At 64.1% G+C, this 19,808-nt stretch carries 17 protein-coding genes; 5 read left to right on the plus strand and 12 right to left on the minus strand.

Annotated elements, in window-relative coordinates; all coding sequences use genetic code 11:
- Positions 1-27 precede the first annotated feature (27 nt).
- Positions 28-1,830: an MOSC N-terminal beta barrel domain-containing protein gene (locus tag AB5Y53_RS17710; protein WP_368182730.1), complete on the minus strand. Its 1,803-nt coding sequence runs from the start codon at positions 1,828-1,830 to the stop codon at positions 28-30.
- A gap of 350 nt (positions 1,831-2,180) precedes the next feature.
- On the opposite strand from AB5Y53_RS17710, the gene AB5Y53_RS17715 reads away from it, so the two are divergent.
- From AB5Y53_RS17715 to AB5Y53_RS17725, 3 genes are all read left to right on the plus strand, one after another.
- The gene (locus AB5Y53_RS17715; protein ID WP_368182731.1) at positions 2,181-3,842 is read left to right on the plus strand and encodes an NAD(P)-binding protein; all 1,662 of its coding nucleotides are present in this window, start codon (positions 2,181-2,183) and stop codon (positions 3,840-3,842) included.
- A complete protein-coding gene (nifJ, locus tag AB5Y53_RS17720; protein WP_368182732.1) occupies positions 3,839-7,414 on the plus strand; it encodes a pyruvate:ferredoxin (flavodoxin) oxidoreductase in 3,576 nt (1,191 codons plus the stop codon). The genes AB5Y53_RS17715 and nifJ overlap by 4 nt, the downstream gene beginning before the upstream one ends.
- A gap of 247 nt (positions 7,415-7,661) precedes the next feature.
- Positions 7,662-8,525, plus strand: coding sequence for a DUF2971 domain-containing protein (locus AB5Y53_RS17725; RefSeq protein WP_368182733.1), 864 nt, complete (start codon positions 7,662-7,664; stop codon positions 8,523-8,525).
- A gap of 149 nt (positions 8,526-8,674) precedes the next feature.
- Here the strand turns inward: AB5Y53_RS17725 and AB5Y53_RS17730 are convergent, their stop codons facing one another.
- The 6 genes from AB5Y53_RS17730 to AB5Y53_RS17755 form a co-directional block, all read right to left on the minus strand.
- Entirely contained in the window at positions 8,675-8,890 is a 216-nt protein-coding gene (locus AB5Y53_RS17730) for a YdcH family protein (protein ID WP_005313020.1), read from the minus strand.
- 276 nt (positions 8,891-9,166) lie between these two features.
- Positions 9,167-9,757, minus strand: a complete 591-nt coding sequence (locus tag AB5Y53_RS17735; protein ID WP_039039859.1) for a hypothetical protein — start codon at positions 9,755-9,757, stop codon at positions 9,167-9,169.
- Between the two features lie 11 nt (positions 9,758-9,768).
- Positions 9,769-11,115, minus strand: coding sequence for an MATE family efflux transporter (locus tag AB5Y53_RS17740; RefSeq protein WP_042882024.1), 1,347 nt, complete (start codon positions 11,113-11,115; stop codon positions 9,769-9,771).
- 122 nt (positions 11,116-11,237) lie between these two features.
- The gene (locus AB5Y53_RS17745) at positions 11,238-13,061 is read right to left on the minus strand and encodes a SulP family inorganic anion transporter (RefSeq protein WP_368182734.1); all 1,824 of its coding nucleotides are present in this window, start codon (positions 13,059-13,061) and stop codon (positions 11,238-11,240) included.
- 70 nt (positions 13,062-13,131) lie between these two features.
- Entirely contained in the window at positions 13,132-13,716 is a 585-nt protein-coding gene (locus AB5Y53_RS17750; protein WP_253584578.1) for a nucleotidyltransferase family protein, read from the minus strand.
- Positions 13,706-13,963: a GNAT family N-acetyltransferase gene (locus AB5Y53_RS17755; RefSeq protein WP_041212700.1), complete on the minus strand. Its 258-nt coding sequence runs from the start codon at positions 13,961-13,963 to the stop codon at positions 13,706-13,708. Before AB5Y53_RS17755 ends, AB5Y53_RS17750 begins: the two co-directional genes overlap by 11 nt.
- A 154-nt stretch (positions 13,964-14,117) precedes the next feature.
- Between AB5Y53_RS17755 and cysM the strand changes: the two genes are divergently transcribed.
- Positions 14,118-15,008: a cysteine synthase CysM gene (gene cysM / locus AB5Y53_RS17760; RefSeq protein WP_104452665.1), complete on the plus strand. Its 891-nt coding sequence runs from the start codon at positions 14,118-14,120 to the stop codon at positions 15,006-15,008.
- A 14-nt stretch (positions 15,009-15,022) separates the two neighbouring features.
- Here cysM and AB5Y53_RS17765 read toward each other — a convergent pair whose 3' ends face one another.
- The 4 genes from AB5Y53_RS17765 to AB5Y53_RS17780 are packed head-to-tail and all read right to left on the minus strand — an operon-like array spanning position 15,023 to position 18,770.
- Complete coding sequence (locus tag AB5Y53_RS17765; protein ID WP_368182736.1) at positions 15,023-16,207, minus strand: iron-containing alcohol dehydrogenase; 1,185 nt, start codon at positions 16,205-16,207, stop codon at positions 15,023-15,025.
- A 16-nt stretch (positions 16,208-16,223) separates the two neighbouring features.
- A complete protein-coding gene (locus tag AB5Y53_RS17770) occupies positions 16,224-16,751 on the minus strand; it encodes a hypothetical protein (RefSeq protein ID WP_041212703.1) in 528 nt (175 codons plus the stop codon).
- Positions 16,741-17,331, minus strand: coding sequence for a TetR/AcrR family transcriptional regulator (locus AB5Y53_RS17775; protein ID WP_368182737.1), 591 nt, complete (start codon positions 17,329-17,331; stop codon positions 16,741-16,743). Before AB5Y53_RS17775 ends, AB5Y53_RS17770 begins: the two co-directional genes overlap by 11 nt.
- A gap of 8 nt (positions 17,332-17,339) precedes the next feature.
- A complete protein-coding gene (locus AB5Y53_RS17780; protein WP_368182739.1) occupies positions 17,340-18,770 on the minus strand; it encodes a coniferyl aldehyde dehydrogenase in 1,431 nt (476 codons plus the stop codon).
- Positions 18,771-18,982: 212 nt separating this feature from the next.
- Between AB5Y53_RS17780 and AB5Y53_RS17785 the strand changes: the two genes are divergently transcribed.
- Positions 18,983-19,276: a hypothetical protein gene (locus tag AB5Y53_RS17785; RefSeq protein WP_041212706.1), complete on the plus strand. Its 294-nt coding sequence runs from the start codon at positions 18,983-18,985 to the stop codon at positions 19,274-19,276.
- Between the two features lie 54 nt (positions 19,277-19,330).
- Here the strand turns inward: AB5Y53_RS17785 and AB5Y53_RS17790 are convergent, their stop codons facing one another.
- Positions 19,331-19,780, minus strand: coding sequence for a C40 family peptidase (locus tag AB5Y53_RS17790; RefSeq protein ID WP_029314241.1), 450 nt, complete (start codon positions 19,778-19,780; stop codon positions 19,331-19,333).
- Positions 19,781-19,808: the final 28 nt, after the last annotated feature.

The raw sequence follows: 19,808 nt of genomic DNA on the forward strand, positions 1-19,808 counted from the left end.
GGGACGGGGTTTTGTCCCCCGATCACCCTATTTGATCACCAGATCCGTCAGGGGCACGGCGCAGCAGGTGAGGATCTTGCCCTCGGCACGCTCGGCGGCGCTGATGGCGGGGGCATCGGGGTGATCCACCTCGCCCGAGACCAGGGTCTGCTTGCAACTGCCGCAGATGCCGGCACGGCAGCTCCAGGGCAGCTCTACCCCCTGCTTGTTGGCCTGATCCAGCACTGTGCCCTGGTTGTTGCCCGCAAACTCCCGCTCGCCGATACGCAGTTGCACCGCCTGATGGGGGCGGGCCACCGAGAGCAGGGCCCCGCCAAAGCTCTCTTGGCGGATGCGCCCGGCCGGTACGCCGAGGGCGGTCAGCCGGTTGGCTGCATCGGCCATAAAGCCGTGGGGGCCGCAGATGAACACCTCCCGCTCCTGCAAACCCCGGATCCGGCCCAGGTGATCGTCATTCAGACGGCCGCTGAGCCCCTGCCAGTGTTTGTCAGGCTGGCTCAGGATCAGGGTGAGGGTCATTCCCTGCTGCGCCATGGCGTGCAGCTCGCTGGCGGCAGGAATGTCTGCCTCGCTGCGACACAGGTGCATGAAGTGGACGTCACCGAGCTCCCCCCGTAGTGCCAGAGTGCGGGCAATGGAAAGCATGGGGGTGACACCGGATCCCGCCGAGAGCAGCAGCAGCCTGCGCTCGGACCCTAAGTGAAACTCGCCGGCCGGGGGGGCGGCCAGCAACCGGTCGCCCACTTTCAGCTCATGGTGCAGCCAGGGGGAGAGGCGGCCATCGGCCAGCTTCTTGACGCTGATGCTGTAACGCTCGGGCCGCTCCGGCGTGGAGCTCAGGGTGTAGCGGCGCTGAACCCGTGTGTTTTTGATATCGAGGCTGATGGGCAGGTGCTGTCCAGGCTGGTAGTCGGGCAGGGGCTCGCCGTCGGCGGCCTCGAACCAGAAGGTTTCCAGATCCCGGGCCAGGGGTTCCCGGGCGACGCACACCAGCTCCCGTTTTTTCGGGGCCGCGTTGGGGTAGACCGGCGCCCGGGCCCGCTCCAATACCTCGATCTCGCTGCCCGCTTCAATCCACCCCTCGTTCAGGGCCACCAGATTCTGGCCGAAATAGACCTCACCATCTTCGCCACGGCGGTAGCGGGTGAGGGTAGCCAGCGGCTCTTTCAGGGCATTGAAGCGCTCCGTGCCTGCCTCCACCGTGGTCATGATGCAGCGGCTGCACGGCTTGTCCACCCGAAACTCCACCTCGCCGATGCGGATCCGCTTCCAGCCATCCTCTTCGAAGGGGCGGGTGCCGCTCGCCACCAGGTTGGTACGAAACTGGCTCATCTGGTGCAAGGCATCGGATCTCAGGTTGAGATCCTCAAGGGAAGCCTGGCTGATGAGCAGCAAGGGGTAGCCGTCCGCAAAGCTCACCCGGGTGCCGGTCTTCTCCCGAAAACGATCGGATGCCTCCCCGAGCCAGAGCAGGCGCACCGGCTCCCTCGCCACCCGGCTCAGCCACTCATCGGCGTCGGGCCCGGTGTGCAGGGCGGTAAAGCGATCCCCCCAGACACCGGTGTGCTGAGGGGCGCGACTGAATGCCGCCTCCATGAGGGCAAGGGGGGGCAGACCCGGATAGCGCAGTTGCAGCCCCCCCTCGACGGGGGTGGCCACCACCTGCTGCAACTGGGGATGGGTGCGGGCGGTGATAAAGGTGCCATCCGGTTTGACCACCATGTAGCGGCGATCCCCGGCAAGTCCCTCCTGGGTCACCTGGGCGCGCTCCAGCGGCATGCCTGCCGTCGATTTGATGGGGTAGAGATGTATGCTGGCGAGGGTCGGCATGTCCTGGTCCTTGTGCTGTGGCGATTCCTGTGAAGAGGGGAAGATAACGATTCCTGCCCCGGGCGGCAATCTTCTCCTGCTGCCCACGTCGAGGACGGCGAGGGGGCTCGGGCGACAGGCCCGAATGGCTGCGGGGTGTGACGGGGATCCGGTTGTGAAGGGGGCGACCCATAAAGCGCAACATTTATTGATCCTGATCCACCATGTCGTACAAAAAACGGCCCATCATCGGGCCAGTTTCCAGTTTCTGACGCTTTCGCTTCTTCCCTCTCCGGCCACCGTCTGCCCAGGCAAAACGGTATCAAGCGCATTCGGATGGGGCCTGTCACACAAAAAGAAGAAAGCAATGTATGAGCAAACAACTGGATATGACCCCACAGCCGGATCTCTCCCAGAAAACGGGAACAGGCCCGGTCCGTACCCGGCTGCCCGTCTGGCGGCCGGCCCTGCCACCTTGCAACCACGCCTGCCCGGCTGGCGAGAACATCCAGGCCTGGCTTGCCCTGGCCGAAGCGGGCCGTTTTGAGGCGGCTTGGCAACGACTGATCGAAGAAAATCCCCTGCCTGCGGTCCACGGGCGGGTCTGTTATCACCCCTGCGAAAGCGCCTGCAACCGCGCCCAGGTGGATGATGCCGTCTCCATCCACGCCATCGAGCGCTTCCTCGGCGACGAAGCGCTGGCCAAAGGTTGGCAGCCTGCGCCCCCCGCACCCGCCAGCGGCAAGAAGGTGCTGGTCATTGGCGCCGGTCCCTCCGGCCTCTCCTGCGCCTGGCACCTCAACCGGCTCGGCCATCAGGTGGAGATCCGCGAAGCGGGCCCGCTCGCCGGCGGCATGCTGCGCTTCGGTATTCCCGCTTACCGTCTGCCTCGCGATGTGCTGGATCGGGATGTGGCCCGCATCGTGGCGGCCGGGGTGACCCTGACCCTCAACCACAAGGTGGAGGATGTGCTGTGCGAGCGCGACGAGGGGGGCTTTGACGCCGTCTTCATGGCCATCGGCGCCCATCTGGCCAAGCGGGTCGACATTCCGGCCCGGGAGGCGGGCAAGATCCTCGATGCGGTGAGTTTCCTCGAGCAGGCCAGTCTTGCCGAAGAGCAGGGGTTGCCGCCACCCAAACTGGGGCGGCGGGTGGCCATCTACGGCGGTGGCAACACCGCCATGGACGCGGCCCGCACTGCCCGCCGCCTCGGTGTCGAGGAGGCGATGATCATCTACCGCCGCGACCGCGATCATATGCCGGCCCACGCCTTCGAAGCCGACGAGGCAGAGGAGGAGGGGATCAAGATCAACTGGCTGCGCACCATCCGCCAGCTCGACAGCACCAATATCGAAGTGGAGGTGATGGCGCTGGATGCCGAGGGCAAGCCGGTGCCCACCGGCCAGTTTGAAACCCTCGAAGCGGACTCCCTCATTCTGGCGCTGGGTCAAGAGGTGGACTTGAGCGTGCTGGAGAGCATCCCTGGCGTGCGGGTCAACAAGGAGGGGGTGGTACAGGTTGGCGAAAACCTGATGACGGATGTGCCGGGTCTGTTTGCCGGCGGCGACATGGTGCCCTCCGAGCGCACCGTCACCATCGCCACCGGCCACGGCAAGAAGGCGGCGCGCCATATGGATGCCTGGCTGCGTGGTCGCCTCTACCACAAGCCGCTCTCCCATTTGCAGGCAGGGAAGCCGCTGGTAGGGCCCGAGCAGTTGCAACTCTGGTTCCAGACCCATGCGCCGGCCAGCAGTCAGCCGGTCAAACCGCCCTCGGCGCGGGACGACTTTGGCGAGATCATCGGCGGACTGGATGAGGTGGCCGCCCGTTACGAGGCGGCGCGCTGCTACTCCTGCGGCAACTGCTTCGAGTGCGACGGCTGCTATGGCAGCTGCCCCGAGCAGGCCATCGCCAAGCTGGGGCCGGGTCTGGGGTATCTGGTGGATGCCGAGCGCTGCACCGGTTGCGGTGCCTGCCATGACCAGTGTCCCTGCCACGCCATCGAGTTGCGCCAACCGGAGGAGTCCCAATGAAACATGAACTGATCATGGTTGACGGCAACGAAGCCGCGGCCCGGGTGGCGTATCAGCTGAGCGAAGTGTGTGCCATCTACCCCATCACCCCGAGCTCGACCATGGCCGAACTGGCCGACGCCTGGGCTGCACAGGGGCAGACCAACCTGTGGGGCAACATCCCCACAGTCGTGGAGATGCAGAGCGAAGGGGGGGCGGCCGGCACGGTGCACGGCGCCCTGCAGGCGGGGGCGCTCGCCACCACCTTCACCGCCAGTCAGGGGCTGATGCTGATGCTGCCCAACATGTACAAGATCGCCGGTGAATTGACCTCGGCGGTGTTCCATGTGGCGGCCCGATCCTTGGCGGCGCAGGGGCTGTCGATTTTTGGCGACCATCAGGACGTGATGGCGGCGCGCAGCACCGGCTTTGCCATGCTCGCCTCCGGCTCGGTGCAGGAGGCGCAGGACCTGGCCCTGGTCGCCCACAGCGTCACCCTGCAGTGCCGGGTGCCCTTCATCCACTTCTTCGACGGCTTTCGCACCTCCCACGAGGTGAACAAGATCACTGCGTTGCACAAAGATGAAATTCGGGCGCTTATCGACAACGACTGGGTGCGTGCCCACCGTGCCCGGGCCCTCAACCCCGATCACCCTGTGATGCGCGGCACCGCCCAGAATCCGGATACCTATTTCCAGTCCCGCGAGAGCGTCAACCCCTTCTACGAGGCGGTACCGGCGCGGGTGCAGCAGTGCATGGAGAGCCTCGGTGAGCTGACCGGCCGCCACTACCGGCTGGTGGAGTACCACGGCGCGCTCGATGCCACCGATGTCATCGTGCTGATGGGCTCGGGGGCGGCCACCGTCCGCACTACCGTGGATTGGCTCAACCGGCAGGATCGCAAGACCGGCGTGCTGGTCATTCGCCTCTATCGCCCCTTCCCGGTACAGTCGCTGCTTGATGCGCTGCCCGCGAGCGTGCGGCGCATGGCGGTGCTGGATCGCACCAAGGAGCCGGGGGCGGGCGGCGAGCCGCTGCTGCTGGATGTGCAGAGCGCCCTCATCGACGGCTTGCAGCGCGGCCTTATCAAGCGGCTGCCGTGGCTGAGCGGCGGTCGCTATGGCCTCTCTTCCAAAGAGTTCACCCCTGCCATGTGCGCGGCGGTGTTCGAGGAGCTGGCATCCGATGCGCCGCGCCCGCGCTTTACCGTGGGGATAGTGGATGATGTGTCGGGCCTCAGTCTGGCCTGGCACCCCATCGGCGATCTGGAGCCCGCCAGTCGGGTGCGGGCGCTCTTCTTCGGCCTTGGTGCCGACGGCACGGTGGGCGCCAACAAGAACAGCATCAAGATCATCGGCGAGCTGGAGGGGTTCCACGCTCAGGGCTACTTCGTCTACGACTCCAAAAAGTCGGGCTCGCGCACCGTCTCCCACCTGCGCTTTGGCCCCGAGCCCATAGATGCCCCCTGGCTTATCGAGCAGGCGAGCTTTATCGGCTGCCACCAGTGGGGCTTTGTCGAGTCAGTCGATCTGCTGGAGCATGCCGCCGAAGGGGCGACCCTGCTGCTCAATGCTCCCTATGAGCCTGACCGGGTCTGGGCCGAGCTGCCCGAGCGGCTGCGTGCCCGCATCCGAGCCCTCGATATCCGCCTCTACTGCATCGATGGGGATCGGGTGGCCGAGCGCAACGGCATGGGCAACCGCATCAACACCATTATGCAGACCTGCTTCTTCGCGCTGGCAGGGGTGTTGCCGCGGGACGAAGCGATCGCCCTTATCAAGGAGAGCATCGAGAAGAGCTATGCCCGCAAGGGGCCCGAGGTGGTCGAGCGCAACTTTGCGGCGGTGGACGACACCCTGGCTCATCTCCATCAGGTGGTCATCCCGGCCGGTGAGGAGCAGATCAGCGACTATCCGCTGCCACTGGCGCCGGGTGGAAGCGAGTTTGTCCAGCGGGTGACCGGCGAGATGCTGGCGGGGCGCGGCGATCGCATCCCGGTCTCCATGCTGCCGGTGGATGGCACTTACCCCACCGCCACCAGCCGCTTCGAGAAGCGCGATATCGCCCGCGAGATCCCCATCTGGCATTCGGACATCTGCATCCAGTGCGGCAACTGCGTCTTTGTCTGCCCCCACGCGGCGCTGCGGGCCAAGTTCTACCATCAGGACTGGCTGGCGACCGCCCCCGAGGCAGCGCAGTCGGTGCCCGTCACCGCCAAGGGCTTCCCCGACAGCCGCTACACCTTGCAGCTCTACCCGGAAGATTGCACCGGCTGCGGCCAGTGCGTGCAGGCCTGTCCGGTGCGGGCAGGAGCAGATGAGGAACACGAGGGCGAGCGGGCCATCACCATGATGGACAAGGTGCCCCATCTGGCGGGCCAGAAACAGGCGCTGCGCTGGTTCGAGAGCCTGCCCTGGCCTGCCCGCGAGCGGGTGGACTTCTCCACGGTGCGCGGTGCCCAGTTCCTCGAGCCGCTGTTCGAGTTCTCCGGTGCCTGCGCCGGCTGTGGCGAGACCCCTTACCTCAAGCTGCTGACCCAGCTGTTTGGTGACCGCATGCTGGTGGCCAACGCCACCGGCTGCTCCTCCATCTATGGCGGCAACCTGCCGACTACCCCGTGGGCCAAGAACGGCGAAGGGAAGGGGCCCGCCTGGTCCAACTCCCTGTTTGAGGACAACGCCGAGTTTGGCTTTGGTTTTCGCCTCACCGCCGATCAGCACCACGGTCAGGCGGTGGCAGCCTTGCAGGCGATGAAGGGGGAGATCGGGGTCGAGCTGGTGGAGACACTTGTCAGCGCCCCGCAGCGGCTGGAGTCAGAGATCCGCGCCCAGCGTACCCGGGTGGCGCAAGTGCGGGAGCGGTTGGAGGAGGTGAAATCCGGCAAGGCTCGCGAGCTGCTCTCCTTGATTGATCAGCTGGTGCGGCGCTCGGTCTGGATTATCGGCGGCGATGGCTGGGCCTATGACATCGGCTCATCGGGGCTCGATCACGTGCTCGCCTCCGGCCGCGATGTGAACGTGCTGGTGATGGATACCGAGGTCTACTCCAACACCGGCGGTCAGATGTCGAAATCGACCCCGCTCGGTGCCGTCGCCAAGTTCGCGGCGGGAGGCAAGACGCTGGCCAAGAAGGATGTGGCGCTGCAGGCCATCTCCTACGGCAACGTCTATGTTGCCCGCATCGCCTTTGGTGCCAACCCGCAGCAGGCGCTGCAAGCCTTGCGTGAGGCGGAGGCCTATCCGGGCCCGTCGCTGATCATCGCCTACAGCCACTGCATCGCCCACGGCATCGATATGGAGTTTGGCCTGACCCAGCAAAAACGTGCGGTGGCCTCCGGTCACTGGCCGCTGATGCGCTACAACCCGGTATTGCGCAGTGCGGGGCAGAACCCCTTCAGCCTCGACAGCCTGCGCCCCTCCATCCCCCTCGCTGAATATCGGCAGGAGGAGACCCGTTATAGGGTGCTGGCCCAGAGCCATCCACAGGAAGCCGAGCGGCTGATGCAGGTGGCACAACAAGTGGCGTGGCAGAAGTGGGCCACCTACGAGGAAATGGCCACCCGCGAGGCCAGCCATTTCCATCCGCCGGTTTGATGATGGGGTTAATTCTGTATAGAGAAGCGGGCCATTGGCCCGCTTCTTTGTATTGGATAGTGATGGATATTCTATTTCTGATCTCTGAGATCAAGTACCATTACTGTAGTGGTGAAATATTTTCCGCACCATAATGATGGGTTGATATGCTAGGGAAATCCGGGCAGGATATACATCACAATATATTTTAATGCAGATGCTCCATGCATAATCAACCTTTGTTATATCTTCATGGTGTGGAAACTTAATGGAACCAAAAAACGTTATCCAACGATATATGAATCTATCGAAATTCCTATATCTCTTGCAAAATAGCACCTTTTTTTTGCCTAAAATGTCTATTTTTGATGACCAGCTTGAAGGTGGGTTGACGGCAACTGACTATTTAAATAAGTCTAATGAACCAGGCATTCTTGAACTTACTATGAATTTTCTTCCAGTATATGCTGAGTCAGCAGAGCAAAGGGAAAAAAGATTAAATGTCAATGAGTTTTCTAAGCAGAAACTAGATAATGCAAAATTCATGACTCCATTTGGTGAATACCTGAAAAGTGACATTCAGACTGTTTTTCCAAAGTGTCGCGAGTATCTCTATGTAAGCTGTTGGCATCGCTCTTATTTTGAATGTAGTGCTATGTGGCAATTGTATGGTGCTGAGAAAAACTCAGTCTGTATTTTTACCTCGATTGAAAAACTAGAACAGCAAATCATTCATAATGAGTTGCTTGATAATCTAAAGCTTGAAGATGTCAACTATATTGATCATGCAAAGGCTCAGTTCGGCTCTAATTGTCTTGATCCATTCCTGTCAAAATCCTTGCCATTCAGTTTTGAAAAAGAGCTGCGTATTGTAGCTTTCGACTCGAAGACTGATTTGGCAAGAGTTGAACAAAATGAAAAGGCTGGCGTAAACATAAGAATTCATTCCCTTCCTAAGCTAATAGATAGAGTTGTGGTTTCTCCAAATTCAGATTCATGGTTTAAAGATTGCATTCAGAAGCTATGTAATGAGTATGGCTTGGGTATTGAAGTAGAAATGTCATCACTTAAGCGTGAACGTAATGAAAGTTTCTTGGGGGCTATGGCACAACTTCAAAACATAGAGCTCTAGTTATCCCCTGACACAGGCCTGACCCCCTAGAAGTTCCGATACTGGCGGCCGGATATGGCAGTCGCCGTGTCTTGAGGCGGGCAATAAAAAGCCCGGCGTCGGGCCGGGCTGGCAGGATAAGTTGCTTATCCAGGTATTCGTCGAGGCGTCTAGTGTGGATGTTGTTTGAGGATGTCGTATATCTCCTCTTTCAGTTTAAGTTTCTGTTTTTTCAGATCCTTCACCTCGGAGCTGTAGTCGCTGGCGTGGTGTTTCTCCAGCTTTCTGATCTCCGCATCCAGGTCGTTGTGCAAGTCAAACTTCTTCTGGAAATGGACATCACTGCTCTTCAGTTTCGAGATGAGATCTCTGTACTCCGGAAACATGTAATGAAGCCTCCTTGTTGTCGTTTGATTGTGCCTGCAAGACCAAAGTACCCCTTACTGCCGGGGAGAAACGTGATCCCGATCCAATTCGGGGCCACGGATTTGCTGCATGGGAAGGGCGATTTTTAACTGTTTGAATTACAAGATGATTGCCTGCAGGCCCTGGGGCAGCAGAGGAAAGAAGCGGGATCCGCTTCACATTCGGGAGAGGGGGTCTGCAACGGGGCGGGCAACAGAAAGGGGCGCGAGGCCCCTGACTGGAAACGGGTGAGCCGTTTACTCTTTTTTCTTTTTCTTCTCGGGCAGGGGCTTGCCGTCTCTGGCAATCACCTTGCCTGCCTCGAAACCGATCTGCGCCGCCAGCTCTTCCAGATCCGGCGCCTTGGCCTCGTTGCCGATGGCGTACTGGTAGTTGGCGATGGAGATCTTCTCCGCCACCGGTGTGCCCGGCACGATGGGTTCGCGCCAGCCCTGACCGATGTGGGCCACCAGGGTGCCGTTCATGATGAGCTCGCCGACGATCTCCTGGGTGGGGATGCCCTTGCCGTAGGTGAGGCCCTGCGGGTGCTTCTTGCCGACCAGGGGCTCTTGGCTTGCGGGCATCAGCTTGGTGCGGATCAGCCACTTGGGCGATTTGGTCTTGCCCACCGCCTTGCCGGTCTGGTACTCGTTGATCTTGATGGTCTTGATCATCTGGGCCGTGAACTCCTTGGTCAGGGCCTTCTGGGCTTCGCTGGTCTCGTCGATGACGATGGGGGCCACATACCAGGTCTGGGGAGCCTGCGCCTTGGGGGTCGCCGGGGCGGTTTGCGCCATGGCGAGCGGGCTGAGCAGGATGGCCGTCAACAAGAGTCCGATTTTCTTCATGGTGATTCCGCTTATGTTTCGACAAGAATTTTGTTTTGCCAGCGACGACTGCGCCAGCGCCAGAACATGGCCAGACCGCGCACCCACTCGTCGCAGGCGAGGGCCAGCCAGATGCCTACCAGGCCATAGCCCTGCATGATACCAAGGAAATAGGCCAGGGGAACGGCAATGCCCCACATGGAGACGAGCGCCATGTAGAGCGGGAAACGGGCATCCCCGGTGGCGCGCAGGGCGTTGATCACCACCAGATTGAAGGTGCGACCGGGTTCGAGGATGAGGCTGATGAGGAAGAGCTGCGCCACCTGGGTGATGATGTCGGCGTCGTCGGTGAACAGGCTGATGATGGCGCGGCCGTTGAGGGCGGCGGCGATGGCGATGGCGGCGGTGACGATGAGGCCGAGTTTCAGGCTCTTCATCAGTTGGCGATAGGCTTGATCGAAGCGTCGGGCCCCCGCCAGGTGGCCGATGATGATCTCGTTGCCAAGGCCGATGGAGAGGCCGAACAGCAGGATGAACAGGCAGATCTGGAAGAAGTAGGACTGGGTCGCCAGCGCCTTGTCGCCGAGCAGGCCGACGAAGGCGGTCACCACCATGAACTGCAGCATCCAGGAGAGGTTCTCCCCCGCCGCCGGCAGCCCGATGTGCAGCACCTTGTCCAGCATGGCGCGGCTTGGGCGGACGATCTCGGGCAGACGCAGCCGGATGCCGGTCTTGCGCGCCACCAGCCACACCAGCAGCACCACCCCGACGATGCGCCCCGCCACCGTGCTGATGGCGACCCCGGCGACCCCGAGCTGGGGCAGGCCGAACCAGCCATAGAGCAGCAGCAGGTTGCCGACGAAGGTGATGAGGTTGACGATGAGGGTCACGTACATGGCCTGGCGGGTGTGTCCGTGGGCACGCAGGGTGGCGGCCAGACAGAGGGCCGCCGCCTCCGGCAGCAGGCAAAGCCCGATGATCTGCAGGTAGAGGCTGCCGTCGCTCATCAGGTGGGCAGGCAGGTTCATCAGCGCCAGCATGGTGCCGGCCCCCGCCATGACGCCGACCGCGGCCACCAGTCCCACCAGCAGGTTGAAGCCGATGGCGGTGTGGATGACGATGCGGGCTTTTTCCTTGTCTCCCGCCCCCAGATACTGGGTGATCACCACGCTGGTGCCGATGCTGACGAAGCTGAACAGGGTGATGGCGAGATCGAAGACCTGGTTGCCCACCGCGAGGGCCGCCACCCCCTGATAGGAGACATGGCCCACCATGAAGGTGTTGAGGGCCCCGGTCAGAAAGTGAAGGGCCAGATCGATGAACAGTGGCCAGGTCAGGGCGAATAGGGAGCCCGGGCCCGCGTGGGATTGAGTCTGCATGGAATATCCAGGTGCTGGCGATGGCCCTCGTCAGGGCCAACTGGAGGGGCATTTAACACCAAGCGGGGGCGGGGTGCAATCCTGGTCGCAGGAGGAGGGGGCCTGCGACCAGGGGATGTCTCTCAGACCGGCGTGGCGCCGGCCTCCTGCTCGCTGGGGCGGGTGAGGCGCGCCGAGTCGGGCAGGTCGTCATCGTGCGGCCAGCGGGTGATCAGGGCATCCGTGGTGCTCTCCACCCCCTCGTCGTCCCGGAACACCGGCTCCCGGTAGCAGCGGGTCATGCGCAGGGCCTGGTACATGTCGGGGCAGAGGATGATGCCATCCTCGCCGACCCGGATCCCCGCCTGTTTGAACCACTGGCTCATCTGGCCGTGCCGACCGGCCATCACCATGTGGATGCCGCGCCGCTTGAGCTCCTTGTGCAGCTCTCCCACCATGCTCATGACGCTGATGTCCTGATGGGTGAAGCAGGCCACCGCATCCACCACCAGGCACCTGGGATTGTGGGGATCCTGCACCAGGAGCGCCAGCACCCGCCGCTTGAAGTAGGGGGCGTTGAAGTAGGTGAGCGGGGAGTTGAAGCGGTAGACCAGGATGCCGGGAATCGCCTTGGCCTGCTCGTTGTCCCCCAGGGTGCGCACCACCCCCTCGTCGTCCATGCCGAGCAGCTGGTCGGTGGGGCGCATCACGTTGCGCAGGAACTGGAACAGCCCCAGCAGGACTGCGAGGGTGATGCCCGGAATGACCCCCATGGTGAGCACGCTGACAAAGGTCACCAGGGCGAGCCAGAAGGCGGCGCGGTCCGAGTCGCGCAGGGCCCAGAGGCCGCGAAAATCCGTGAGCGACAGGGAGGCCATCACCAGCACCACGCCGAGGGCGGCGGTGGGAATGTACTGCAGCGGCGCCGTCAGGTAGAAGGTGACCAGGGCGATGACGGCGGCGGCGATGATGGAGACCAGCTGGCTCTTGCCGCCGTTGGCGTCGTTGACCGCGGTGCGCGAATCCGCCCCGCTGATGGCAAACCCCTGGGAGGCGGCGGCGGCCAGGTTGGCCATGCCGAGGGCCCTAAACTCCTTGTCCGCATCAATCTCGTAGCCGTTCTTGGCGGCGAAGCTGCGGGCGGTGAGCATCATGGAGACGAAGCTCACCATGGCGAGGTTGAGGGCGGGCAGCACCAGCTCACGGATAAGCCCGGGGGGAAAGTCCGGCATCTGGAAGGCGGGCAGCCCCGAGCCGATGGTCCCCAGGGTGGCGATGTCGACGCGGCCGAGATTGAACAACCACACCAGGCCCGCCGTCACCACCATGGCTACCATGGAGGAGGGCCAGGCCGGTCTGTAGCGCTTGGCCAGCAACAGGGTGAGCAGGGCCGTCAGGCTCATGGCCAGGGTGGGCAGATGGGTCTGGGTAATGTAGCTGGTGCCGTTCAGGATCCGCTCGATGAGATAGCGCTCGCTGAAGGTGAAGCCGAAGATCTTGGAGAGTTGGCCCACCATGATGGTGATGGCCACCCCGTTGAGCAGCCCCATCAGGATGGGGCGGGAGAGAAAGTCTGCCAGCACCCCCAGTTTGAAGCGGCTGGCGATGAGGCACCAGAAGCCGGTCATGGCGGTCATGGTCATCACCAGTTGCCAGTGACGGGTGGGATCCCCGGCGGCGAGCGGCGTTACCACGGCGGCGATCACCGCGCAGGTGGCGGCATCCGGACCGACGATGAGCTGACGGGAGGTGCCAAAGAGGGCGTACACCACCATGGGCAGGATGCAGGAGTAGAGGCCGACGATGGCGCCCACCCCGGCGAGTTCCGAATAGGCGATGGCCACGGGCAGGGCCACGGCCGCAACCGAGAGGCCAGCGCGAAGATCCGGCATCAACCAGGTCCGCTGGTATTGCAGCAAGGCGGCGAGCCCCGGCAGCCAGCGCTCGAGAGAGAAGAAGTCGCGCATTATTTAACCCATTGAGTTACAAACATCTTTTTCTTAGTGTGCCCAAGGTTGTCGACCCTTTGCAATCCGCTCATGGCCAGTTCACCACAAGGTCAGGCCAGATGCGTTGCCACTCCTTGGCCCTGACCCGTTCGCTAAAGATACGGCTCTCCTGGCGACAGCGCGGATTGGGGCTCACCACCAGGGACCAGTTGGGGGCAAAGCCGTAGGGGGCCAGCCACTCGAACGCATCATCTGCCAACAGGCGGACCCCGATGCAGGTGGGTATCTCCACCCAGTGGCTGAGGGCCGAGAGCGAGCTGGCAAAAGGAGGCACCTGCTGGCGCAGATGCATGCGGGCCTGGTTGCGCACCTCCCACAACTGGCCCGGCATCCTGGCGGCGAGCCAGGCTTCGTGATCGGCCTCCTTCAATCCAGTCGGATCAGCGCTGTCCAGATAGATAAGATCGATGTCGTTGAGCGGGGTGGGTTCGGCCTTGTGATGGAGGTGATCCCAGATGAGGTTGCGCACAAACCCCGCCCCCAGGGCCCAGTCGGGCAGGGCCAGCTCCCGCGCAGCCCGGAGGCAATCCATGCGCGGGTGATCAGCCCGCAGCAGGGCCTCGGTGCAGGCCCGCAGGTGCGCCTCCCGCAGCGCCCCGGCTTCAACCGGCATTGCGGCGCAACCAGACGTCGATGTAGCTGCAGCTCGGCACTATGGTGAGCCCCTCAGAGAGGGTCCAGTCGTAGAAGCGGCGGGCCAGCTTGTCGGCAATCCCCTGTCCGCGCAGCTCGGGGGGAACCTGGGTGCTGTAGGCGTCCACCGTGGTGGCGTCCAGCCGGCGATAGGCAAGGCGGGAGAGCTTGCCGTCCACGGTGCAGACAAATTGCTGCTGATCGGCCTGGTGAAGGATGTCGCTCATCGGGGGTCCTCTTTGGGTGAATGGGAAGATCAGAACATGGCGGACAGGGTTTGCCAACGCCATTCTTTGCGCCCATGGCGGGCTCGCTTACACTGGCCGGCCTGCGAATGGTCGCAAGGCAAGGTATAGAACATTGAGAGAGGATGGATCCGTCATGGCCTTCGCCACCCTGGACGAGCTGATAGGCAACACCCCGCTGCTGGCGCTGCGCCGCATCAATCCGCACCCCGGCGTCACCCTGCTGGTGAAGCTGGAGGGCAACAACCCCGCCGGCTCCGTCAAGGACAGGGCGGCGCTGAACCTCATCAGGCAGGCAGAGGCGAGTGGTCACTTAGCGCCAGGGGCCCGGCTCATCGAGGCCACCTCCGGCAATACCGGCATCGCGCTGGCCATGGTGGCGGCGTCCCGGGGTTACCGGATGCGACTCATCATGCCGAGCAACATGAGTCAGGAGCGGCGCGACGCCATGCAGGCCTACGGCGCCGAGCTGGTGCTGGTGGAAGAGGGCATGGAAGCGGCGCGAGACCTCGCCCTGGCCATGCAGGCGCGGGGGGAGGGGCTGGTGCTCGATCAGTTCAACAACCCCGCCAACCCGGATGCCCACTACCGCTCCACCGGCCCCGAGATCTGGCGCCAGAGCGGCGGGGCGGTCACTCACTTCGTCTCGGCCATGGGCACCACGGGCACCATCATGGGGGTCTCCCGCTACCTCAAGGAGCAGAACCCGGCGGTGGCGGTGATCGGCCTGCAACCGGCCGAGGGGAGCCAGATCCCCGGCATTCGCCGCTGGCCCGAGGCCTACCGGCCCGCCATCTTCGAGCCTGCGCGGGTCGATGGGGTGCTGGATGTGACACTGGAAGAGTCCCTCGTCATGATGCGCCGCCTGGCGCGGGAGGAGGGGATCTGCTGCGGTGTCAGCTCGGGTGGCGCCGTGGCCGGGGCCTTGCGGGTGGCGGCAGAGATCGGGCAGGGGGTGGTGGTGGCGATCATCTGCGATCGGGGGGATCGCTACCTCTCCACCGGGGTCTTCACCCCCGATGCCTGACGGGCAAGGGCCCGCTACTCCCAGGCCCGCTCCAGCAGGACCAGCAACTGGTCCCTGTTCGCATCCTTGCGGTTGTAGAGCAGGGCGCCATCGTTGATGGCGAGATCCCGGATCCCGGGCAGCAGCGCCTTGTCGGTGAGGCCCGCCTCCCGCAGGGTGCGGGGCAGCTTGACCGTCTGCCACAGGGTATCGCGCAGTGCCTGCAACGCCTCGATGGTGGCCTGGGGTCGCCCCTCGGCCGGGGTCGCGGCAAAGCGCTCCGGCCCCACCAGGGGCAGCAGCAGGCGGGCCAGCTCGGGGTCGATGCCGGGCCGGTTGTAGTCGAGCACGGTGGGCAGGAAGAGGTTCATACAGAGGCCATGGGGCAGGTGGCAGCGTGCCCCCAGACTGTGGCCGAGGGCGTGCACCAGCCCCACCATTGAGTTGGAAAACGCCATGCCCGCCAGGGTGGAGCCCTCCGCCAGTTGCAGCCGCAGGCCCTTGTCCGTCGGGTGGGCCAGCACCCTGGGCAGGGCGGTGGCAATCTTCTCCACCGCCATCAGGGCCAGGGCGTCACTGACCGGGTTCTTGCCGTTGCCGATGAAGGCCTCGATGGCGTGGGTCATGGCATCCATGGCGGTGGCGGCGGTGATGGGCAGCGGCAGCCCCAGGGTGAGGCGGGGATCCAGCACCGCCAGCCGGGGCAGCAGGAAGGGGGAGGTGAAGGGCACCTTGCGCCCGCTCCCTTCGTCCTTGATCACCGCCACCAGGGTCACTTCGGAGCCGGTCCCCGCCGTGGTGGGGACCACCGCCAGGGGGTTGAGGGGACGGGTCAGGCAATCCGCTCCGGCATAGTCGAGCAGCCGCTCGCCCCCCAGGGTCGCCAGTATGTTCACCGCCTTGGCGGTGTCGATGACGGAGCCGCCGCCAAGGGCGAGCAGGCTGTCACAGCCCAGCTCCCGGTAGTGGCGGGCGATCCGCTCCACCACGGCGGTGGAGGAGTCCGCCGGGATCTCGTCCCAGATGGCGGCGACCGGCAAGGCCCCTTCGGCCATCACATGGGCCAGCAGGGTGGCGAGCCCGCTGCCGCTGACCCCCTTGTCGGTGAGCAGCAGCGGGCGGCCAGCCCCCAATCCCCTCAAGGCATCCGGCAACTGCTCCAGCGCCTGCTCCCCCGCCATCAGCTTGACCGGACAGAAAAAATCGTAATAACGGCTCATCCCGTTCTCCTCGTGTTCAACCGGTCAGAAGACCCAGATAGATGTGGCAGGCCCGCGCTAGCTTGCGATGCGGGTCCGGGTAGTGGCGAAGCAGGGGCCGCGCGATGAAGGCGGGCAGGATCAGGCTCTGCAACTGCTCAAGCGCTCGCACCAGGTGCATGGCCGCGTCGAGATCCCCCTCCACCAGCAGCCGGTTTTCGCAAAAGGCCTGGTTGATGCCGAGGCGAAAACTGAGGGCGCGAAAGGCGACGGCGGGGTGCTTGAAGCGCACCCGCAGGGGGTGGGGGCCGTCATGGGCACAGGTCGAATGCGCCCTGCCAGCCTCCTCACCGCAGTGCCAGCGCCCCGCGAACTTGTAGAGACTCAGCCCCCGGGTCATGCCGTTTACCTCCAGCCTGATGGTGAGACCGTCCGGCAGGGGGGCAAGCTCGCGGCGCACCGCCTCGTCGACCCGGGCGGCGCGGCACAGGGTGCGGCCGATGATCCAGAGCAGGCTGCCAATCCAGAGGCGCCTGCCGGTGGCAAGCAGGGCGTCAGGGCGCATGGGAACCTCCGCTGATGGCGGACCAGAAGAGGGTGAAGGCGCTCTCCTGCCAGTGGGGGTCTTCTCCCAGTTCAGGCTGATCGACAAAGAGGGAGGCGCAGGCCAGAAACTGGCCCTGGCACACCTCCAGCATCAGGGCCGGCGGGGCCGACATCAGCTCGCCTCTGGCCTGGCCCCGGGCGAGCAGGCTCGGCAGAAAATGCAGGGTCTCAGCCAGGATCTGGCTGCGCAGGGGGCGGGCCAGCAGGGGGGAGTGGAAAAAGCCCAGCACGACCCTGAGCTCACGGGGGTGGGCCTGCATCCAGCCCATGGCCTGGTGCCAGTAGTGGCGGGCCTGCTCCTGGAGCGGCAGGGCGGCATCGGCCTCGGTGATGGCGGCGCCAAGGCGCAGCTTGATGTCCTGGTAGAGGCTCTGGATCAGCACCTCCTTGCTGGGAAAGTGATGAAACAGGGTGCCATTGGCCACCCCGGCCGCCTTGGCGATGCGAGCGGTGGCGGCGCCCTGCAGGCCATCCTCCGCGCACAGGGCCAGGGCGGCATCCAGGATCTGGCGGCGTTTGTCGGTCATGGTTTCTCGCATCTCGCCTCCTAGCGCAGGAACAGGGCCATCATCAGCCGCTGGTACCAGCGCCGATAGGGGGGATGAATGAGGGAGCCTGTGCTGAAGCGTCCGCGACGCAGCACGGTTTTCGCCTTGGAGAAGGTGAGAAACCCCTCGCGGCCGTGATAGTGGCCCATGCCGGAGGGACCGATGCCGCCGAAGGGGGCATCGTCCGCCGCCACCTGGAACAGACTCTCGTTGATGGCCATGCCCCCGGCGTGGGTCTCCCGGATGAGGCGGCGCTGCAGCGTCTCGTCCAGGCTCATCAGATAGAGCGCCAGGGGGCGGGGCCGGGCCGCCACATAGGCCAGGGCTTCCTCGATGTCGTCATAGGGCACCAGGGGCAGCAGGGGGCCGAAGATCTCCTGCTGCATCACCTGGCAGTGGCCGGGCACCTCGGTCAGCAGGTGGGGCACCAGTTTGCGGGTGGCGTCATCCCGGGCGGGTGTGACGCAGGGGTGGATCTGGGCGCCGGCCTGCCTCGCCTCCTCCAGCCAGGCGATGAGCCGCTCGTACTGGGGGGCGTTGATGATGGCGCCATAATCCGGGCTCTCGAGCCCTTTGGGGTAGAGGCGGCGAAAATGGGCCTGATAGGCCTCGATGAAGGCCTGCTCCTGCCCCCTCGGCAGCAGCACGTAGTCGGGGGCCACGCAGATCTGGCCGGCGTTGAGGCTCTTGCCGAAGATCATCCGCTCCACCGCCAGGGCCAGGGGCATGTCGGGGGCGATGAGACAGGGGCTCTTGCCGCCGAGCTCCAGGGTGAGGGGGGTGAGCTGGGGGGCGGCCGCGGCCATCACCAGCCGACCCACCGCCGTGGAGCCGGTGAAGATGAGATGGTCGAAGGGGAGGGCGCTGAAGGCGGCCGCGATCCCCGCATCCCCCTCGATAACCACCACCTCGTCACCGCCGAGGGCCTCATCGAGCAGGGTGCGCAGCACGGCGTTGGTGTGAGGGGTGAACTCGGAGAGCTTGATCATGGCGCGGTTGCCGGCGGCGAGGGCGCCGATGAGGGGCCCGAGGCTCAGCATCACCGGGAAATTCCAGGGCACCATGATGCCGACCACGCCGAGGGGCTGATAGTGCACCTCGACCCTGGCGGGGGCCAGCAGCAGGCCGGAATGACGGCGCTCCGGTTTCATCCACCCCTTGAGCCGTTTCAGGGTGTAGTTGATCTGCATGACGCAGGGGAGCACATCGGCGATCAGGCTATCGTAGTCGCTGCGCTGGCCGTAGTCCCGGGCCAGGGCCTGACACAGTGCCTGTTTGTGGCGCAGCAGCCCCTGCTTGAGGGAATCAAGTCTGGCGCGGCGGGACGCCAGATCCGGCATGGGGGTGGCCTGGCTGGCCTGCCTGAGCCGATGCAGCTGCTCGGGGAGGGAGAACTTGTCCGGTGAGGCGGGGGTGACGGTGGTGTCCATGGCATGCTCCGCACGAAAAGTGACCGACTGATTAGTCGGTCCAAATCTAGCGATTCGTTGCCGACTTGTAAACCGGGCGAGGGCAGAGGGTGGCTGCCAGTGGGCAGCGTTGTCCGGAACTGTGTCCGGGCTCCCATTTTTGAGGCATCCGGATTGGTCTTCTATCTAATAAGGGGTAATTGTGGGTCACCAACTCGGAGGGAGAACCGCACATGACCAGGGAATTGCATAGCCTGCTGGCCCGGCTGGATGACGTGATCGCGCGCATGCCGGACAGTTTCAATACCTATGAGTTTGCCCAGAAGCTGGCGCTGCAACATCAGCAGGAGTATTTCGCCGCGGGCCACTCCCTGGCGGGCCAGGAGAAGAACCTGCTGCGCCTGCTCCACGAGAAGATTGCCCTGGCGCTGGCGAGCCATGAGGACGTCATCGAGGGGGCCCTGCTGCCCTGCATGACCCCCTGGGGAGAGCGCGCCACCTCGCCCCGCTGGCACCGCAAGCACTGACCCGGCAACAACATGAAAAGGCCCCTCGGGGCCTTTTCATGTTTGGGGTCGCACCTACTGGACCAGCCTGCGGGCCTGCCAGTAGCGGCTGTTCCAGTAGACGTTGTCGAGGCGCGAGCGGATCACGCCCTTGCTGGTGGAGGCGTGGATGAACTCACCTGCCCCGGTGTAGACCCCGACGTGGTACTGCTGCCAGCCGGTCTTGAAGAAGACCAGATCCCCGTGCTGGAGACGGTATCTGTCCACCGGGCGGCCGAGGCTCGCCTGGGATTCCGTGGTGCGGGGCAGGGTGAAACCCAGCACCTGGCTGTAGGCGAGCTGGGTGAAGGCGGAGCAGTCGAGACCGGCGCGGCTGGTACCGCCCATGCGATAGGGCACGCCGCGCCACTGCTGATAAAAGTTGTCGAATGCGCCGCTCTGGCGCACGGGAGGGGGAGGCTCCGGCGTGCTGGAGCAGGCGGCGAGAAGCAGGGCCAGCAGGGGCAGCAGCAAGGTGCGAAACATCTCAACTCCTTGATAGGGCACGGGGTTC

This window comes from Aeromonas sp. R7-5, from assembly GCF_040908015.1.
In the GTDB taxonomy this organism is placed as follows: domain Bacteria; phylum Pseudomonadota; class Gammaproteobacteria; order Enterobacterales; family Aeromonadaceae; genus Aeromonas; species Aeromonas caviae.

Bases quoted from the DNA above. Each gene is read 5' to 3' on its own strand.
- AB5Y53_RS17710 (WP_368182730.1), bottom strand. From the start codon at position 1,830: ATGCCGACCCTCGCCAGCATACATCTCTACCCCATCAAATCGACGGCA.
- AB5Y53_RS17715 (WP_368182731.1), top strand. From the start codon at position 2,181: ATGAGCAAACAACTGGATATGACCCCACAGCCGGATCTCTCCCAGAAA.
- nifJ (WP_368182732.1), top strand. From the start codon at position 3,839: ATGAAACATGAACTGATCATGGTTGACGGCAACGAAGCCGCGGCCCGG.
- AB5Y53_RS17725 (WP_368182733.1), top strand. From the start codon at position 7,662: ATGGAACCAAAAAACGTTATCCAACGATATATGAATCTATCGAAATTC.
- AB5Y53_RS17730 (WP_005313020.1), bottom strand. From the start codon at position 8,890: ATGTTTCCGGAGTACAGAGATCTCATCTCGAAACTGAAGAGCAGTGAT.
- AB5Y53_RS17735 (WP_039039859.1), bottom strand. From the start codon at position 9,757: ATGAAGAAAATCGGACTCTTGTTGACGGCCATCCTGCTCAGCCCGCTC.
- AB5Y53_RS17740 (WP_042882024.1), bottom strand. From the start codon at position 11,115: ATGCAGACTCAATCCCACGCGGGCCCGGGCTCCCTATTCGCCCTGACC.
- AB5Y53_RS17745 (WP_368182734.1), bottom strand. From the start codon at position 13,061: ATGCGCGACTTCTTCTCTCTCGAGCGCTGGCTGCCGGGGCTCGCCGCC.
- AB5Y53_RS17750 (WP_253584578.1), bottom strand. From the start codon at position 13,716: ATGCCGGTTGAAGCCGGGGCGCTGCGGGAGGCGCACCTGCGGGCCTGC.
- AB5Y53_RS17755 (WP_041212700.1), bottom strand. From the start codon at position 13,963: ATGAGCGACATCCTTCACCAGGCCGATCAGCAGCAATTTGTCTGCACC.
- cysM (WP_104452665.1), top strand. From the start codon at position 14,118: ATGGCCTTCGCCACCCTGGACGAGCTGATAGGCAACACCCCGCTGCTG.
- AB5Y53_RS17765 (WP_368182736.1), bottom strand. From the start codon at position 16,207: ATGAGCCGTTATTACGATTTTTTCTGTCCGGTCAAGCTGATGGCGGGG.
- AB5Y53_RS17770 (WP_041212703.1), bottom strand. From the start codon at position 16,751: ATGCGCCCTGACGCCCTGCTTGCCACCGGCAGGCGCCTCTGGATTGGC.
- AB5Y53_RS17775 (WP_368182737.1), bottom strand. From the start codon at position 17,331: ATGCGAGAAACCATGACCGACAAACGCCGCCAGATCCTGGATGCCGCC.
- AB5Y53_RS17780 (WP_368182739.1), bottom strand. From the start codon at position 18,770: ATGGACACCACCGTCACCCCCGCCTCACCGGACAAGTTCTCCCTCCCC.
- AB5Y53_RS17785 (WP_041212706.1), top strand. From the start codon at position 18,983: ATGACCAGGGAATTGCATAGCCTGCTGGCCCGGCTGGATGACGTGATC.
- AB5Y53_RS17790 (WP_029314241.1), bottom strand. From the start codon at position 19,780: ATGTTTCGCACCTTGCTGCTGCCCCTGCTGGCCCTGCTTCTCGCCGCC.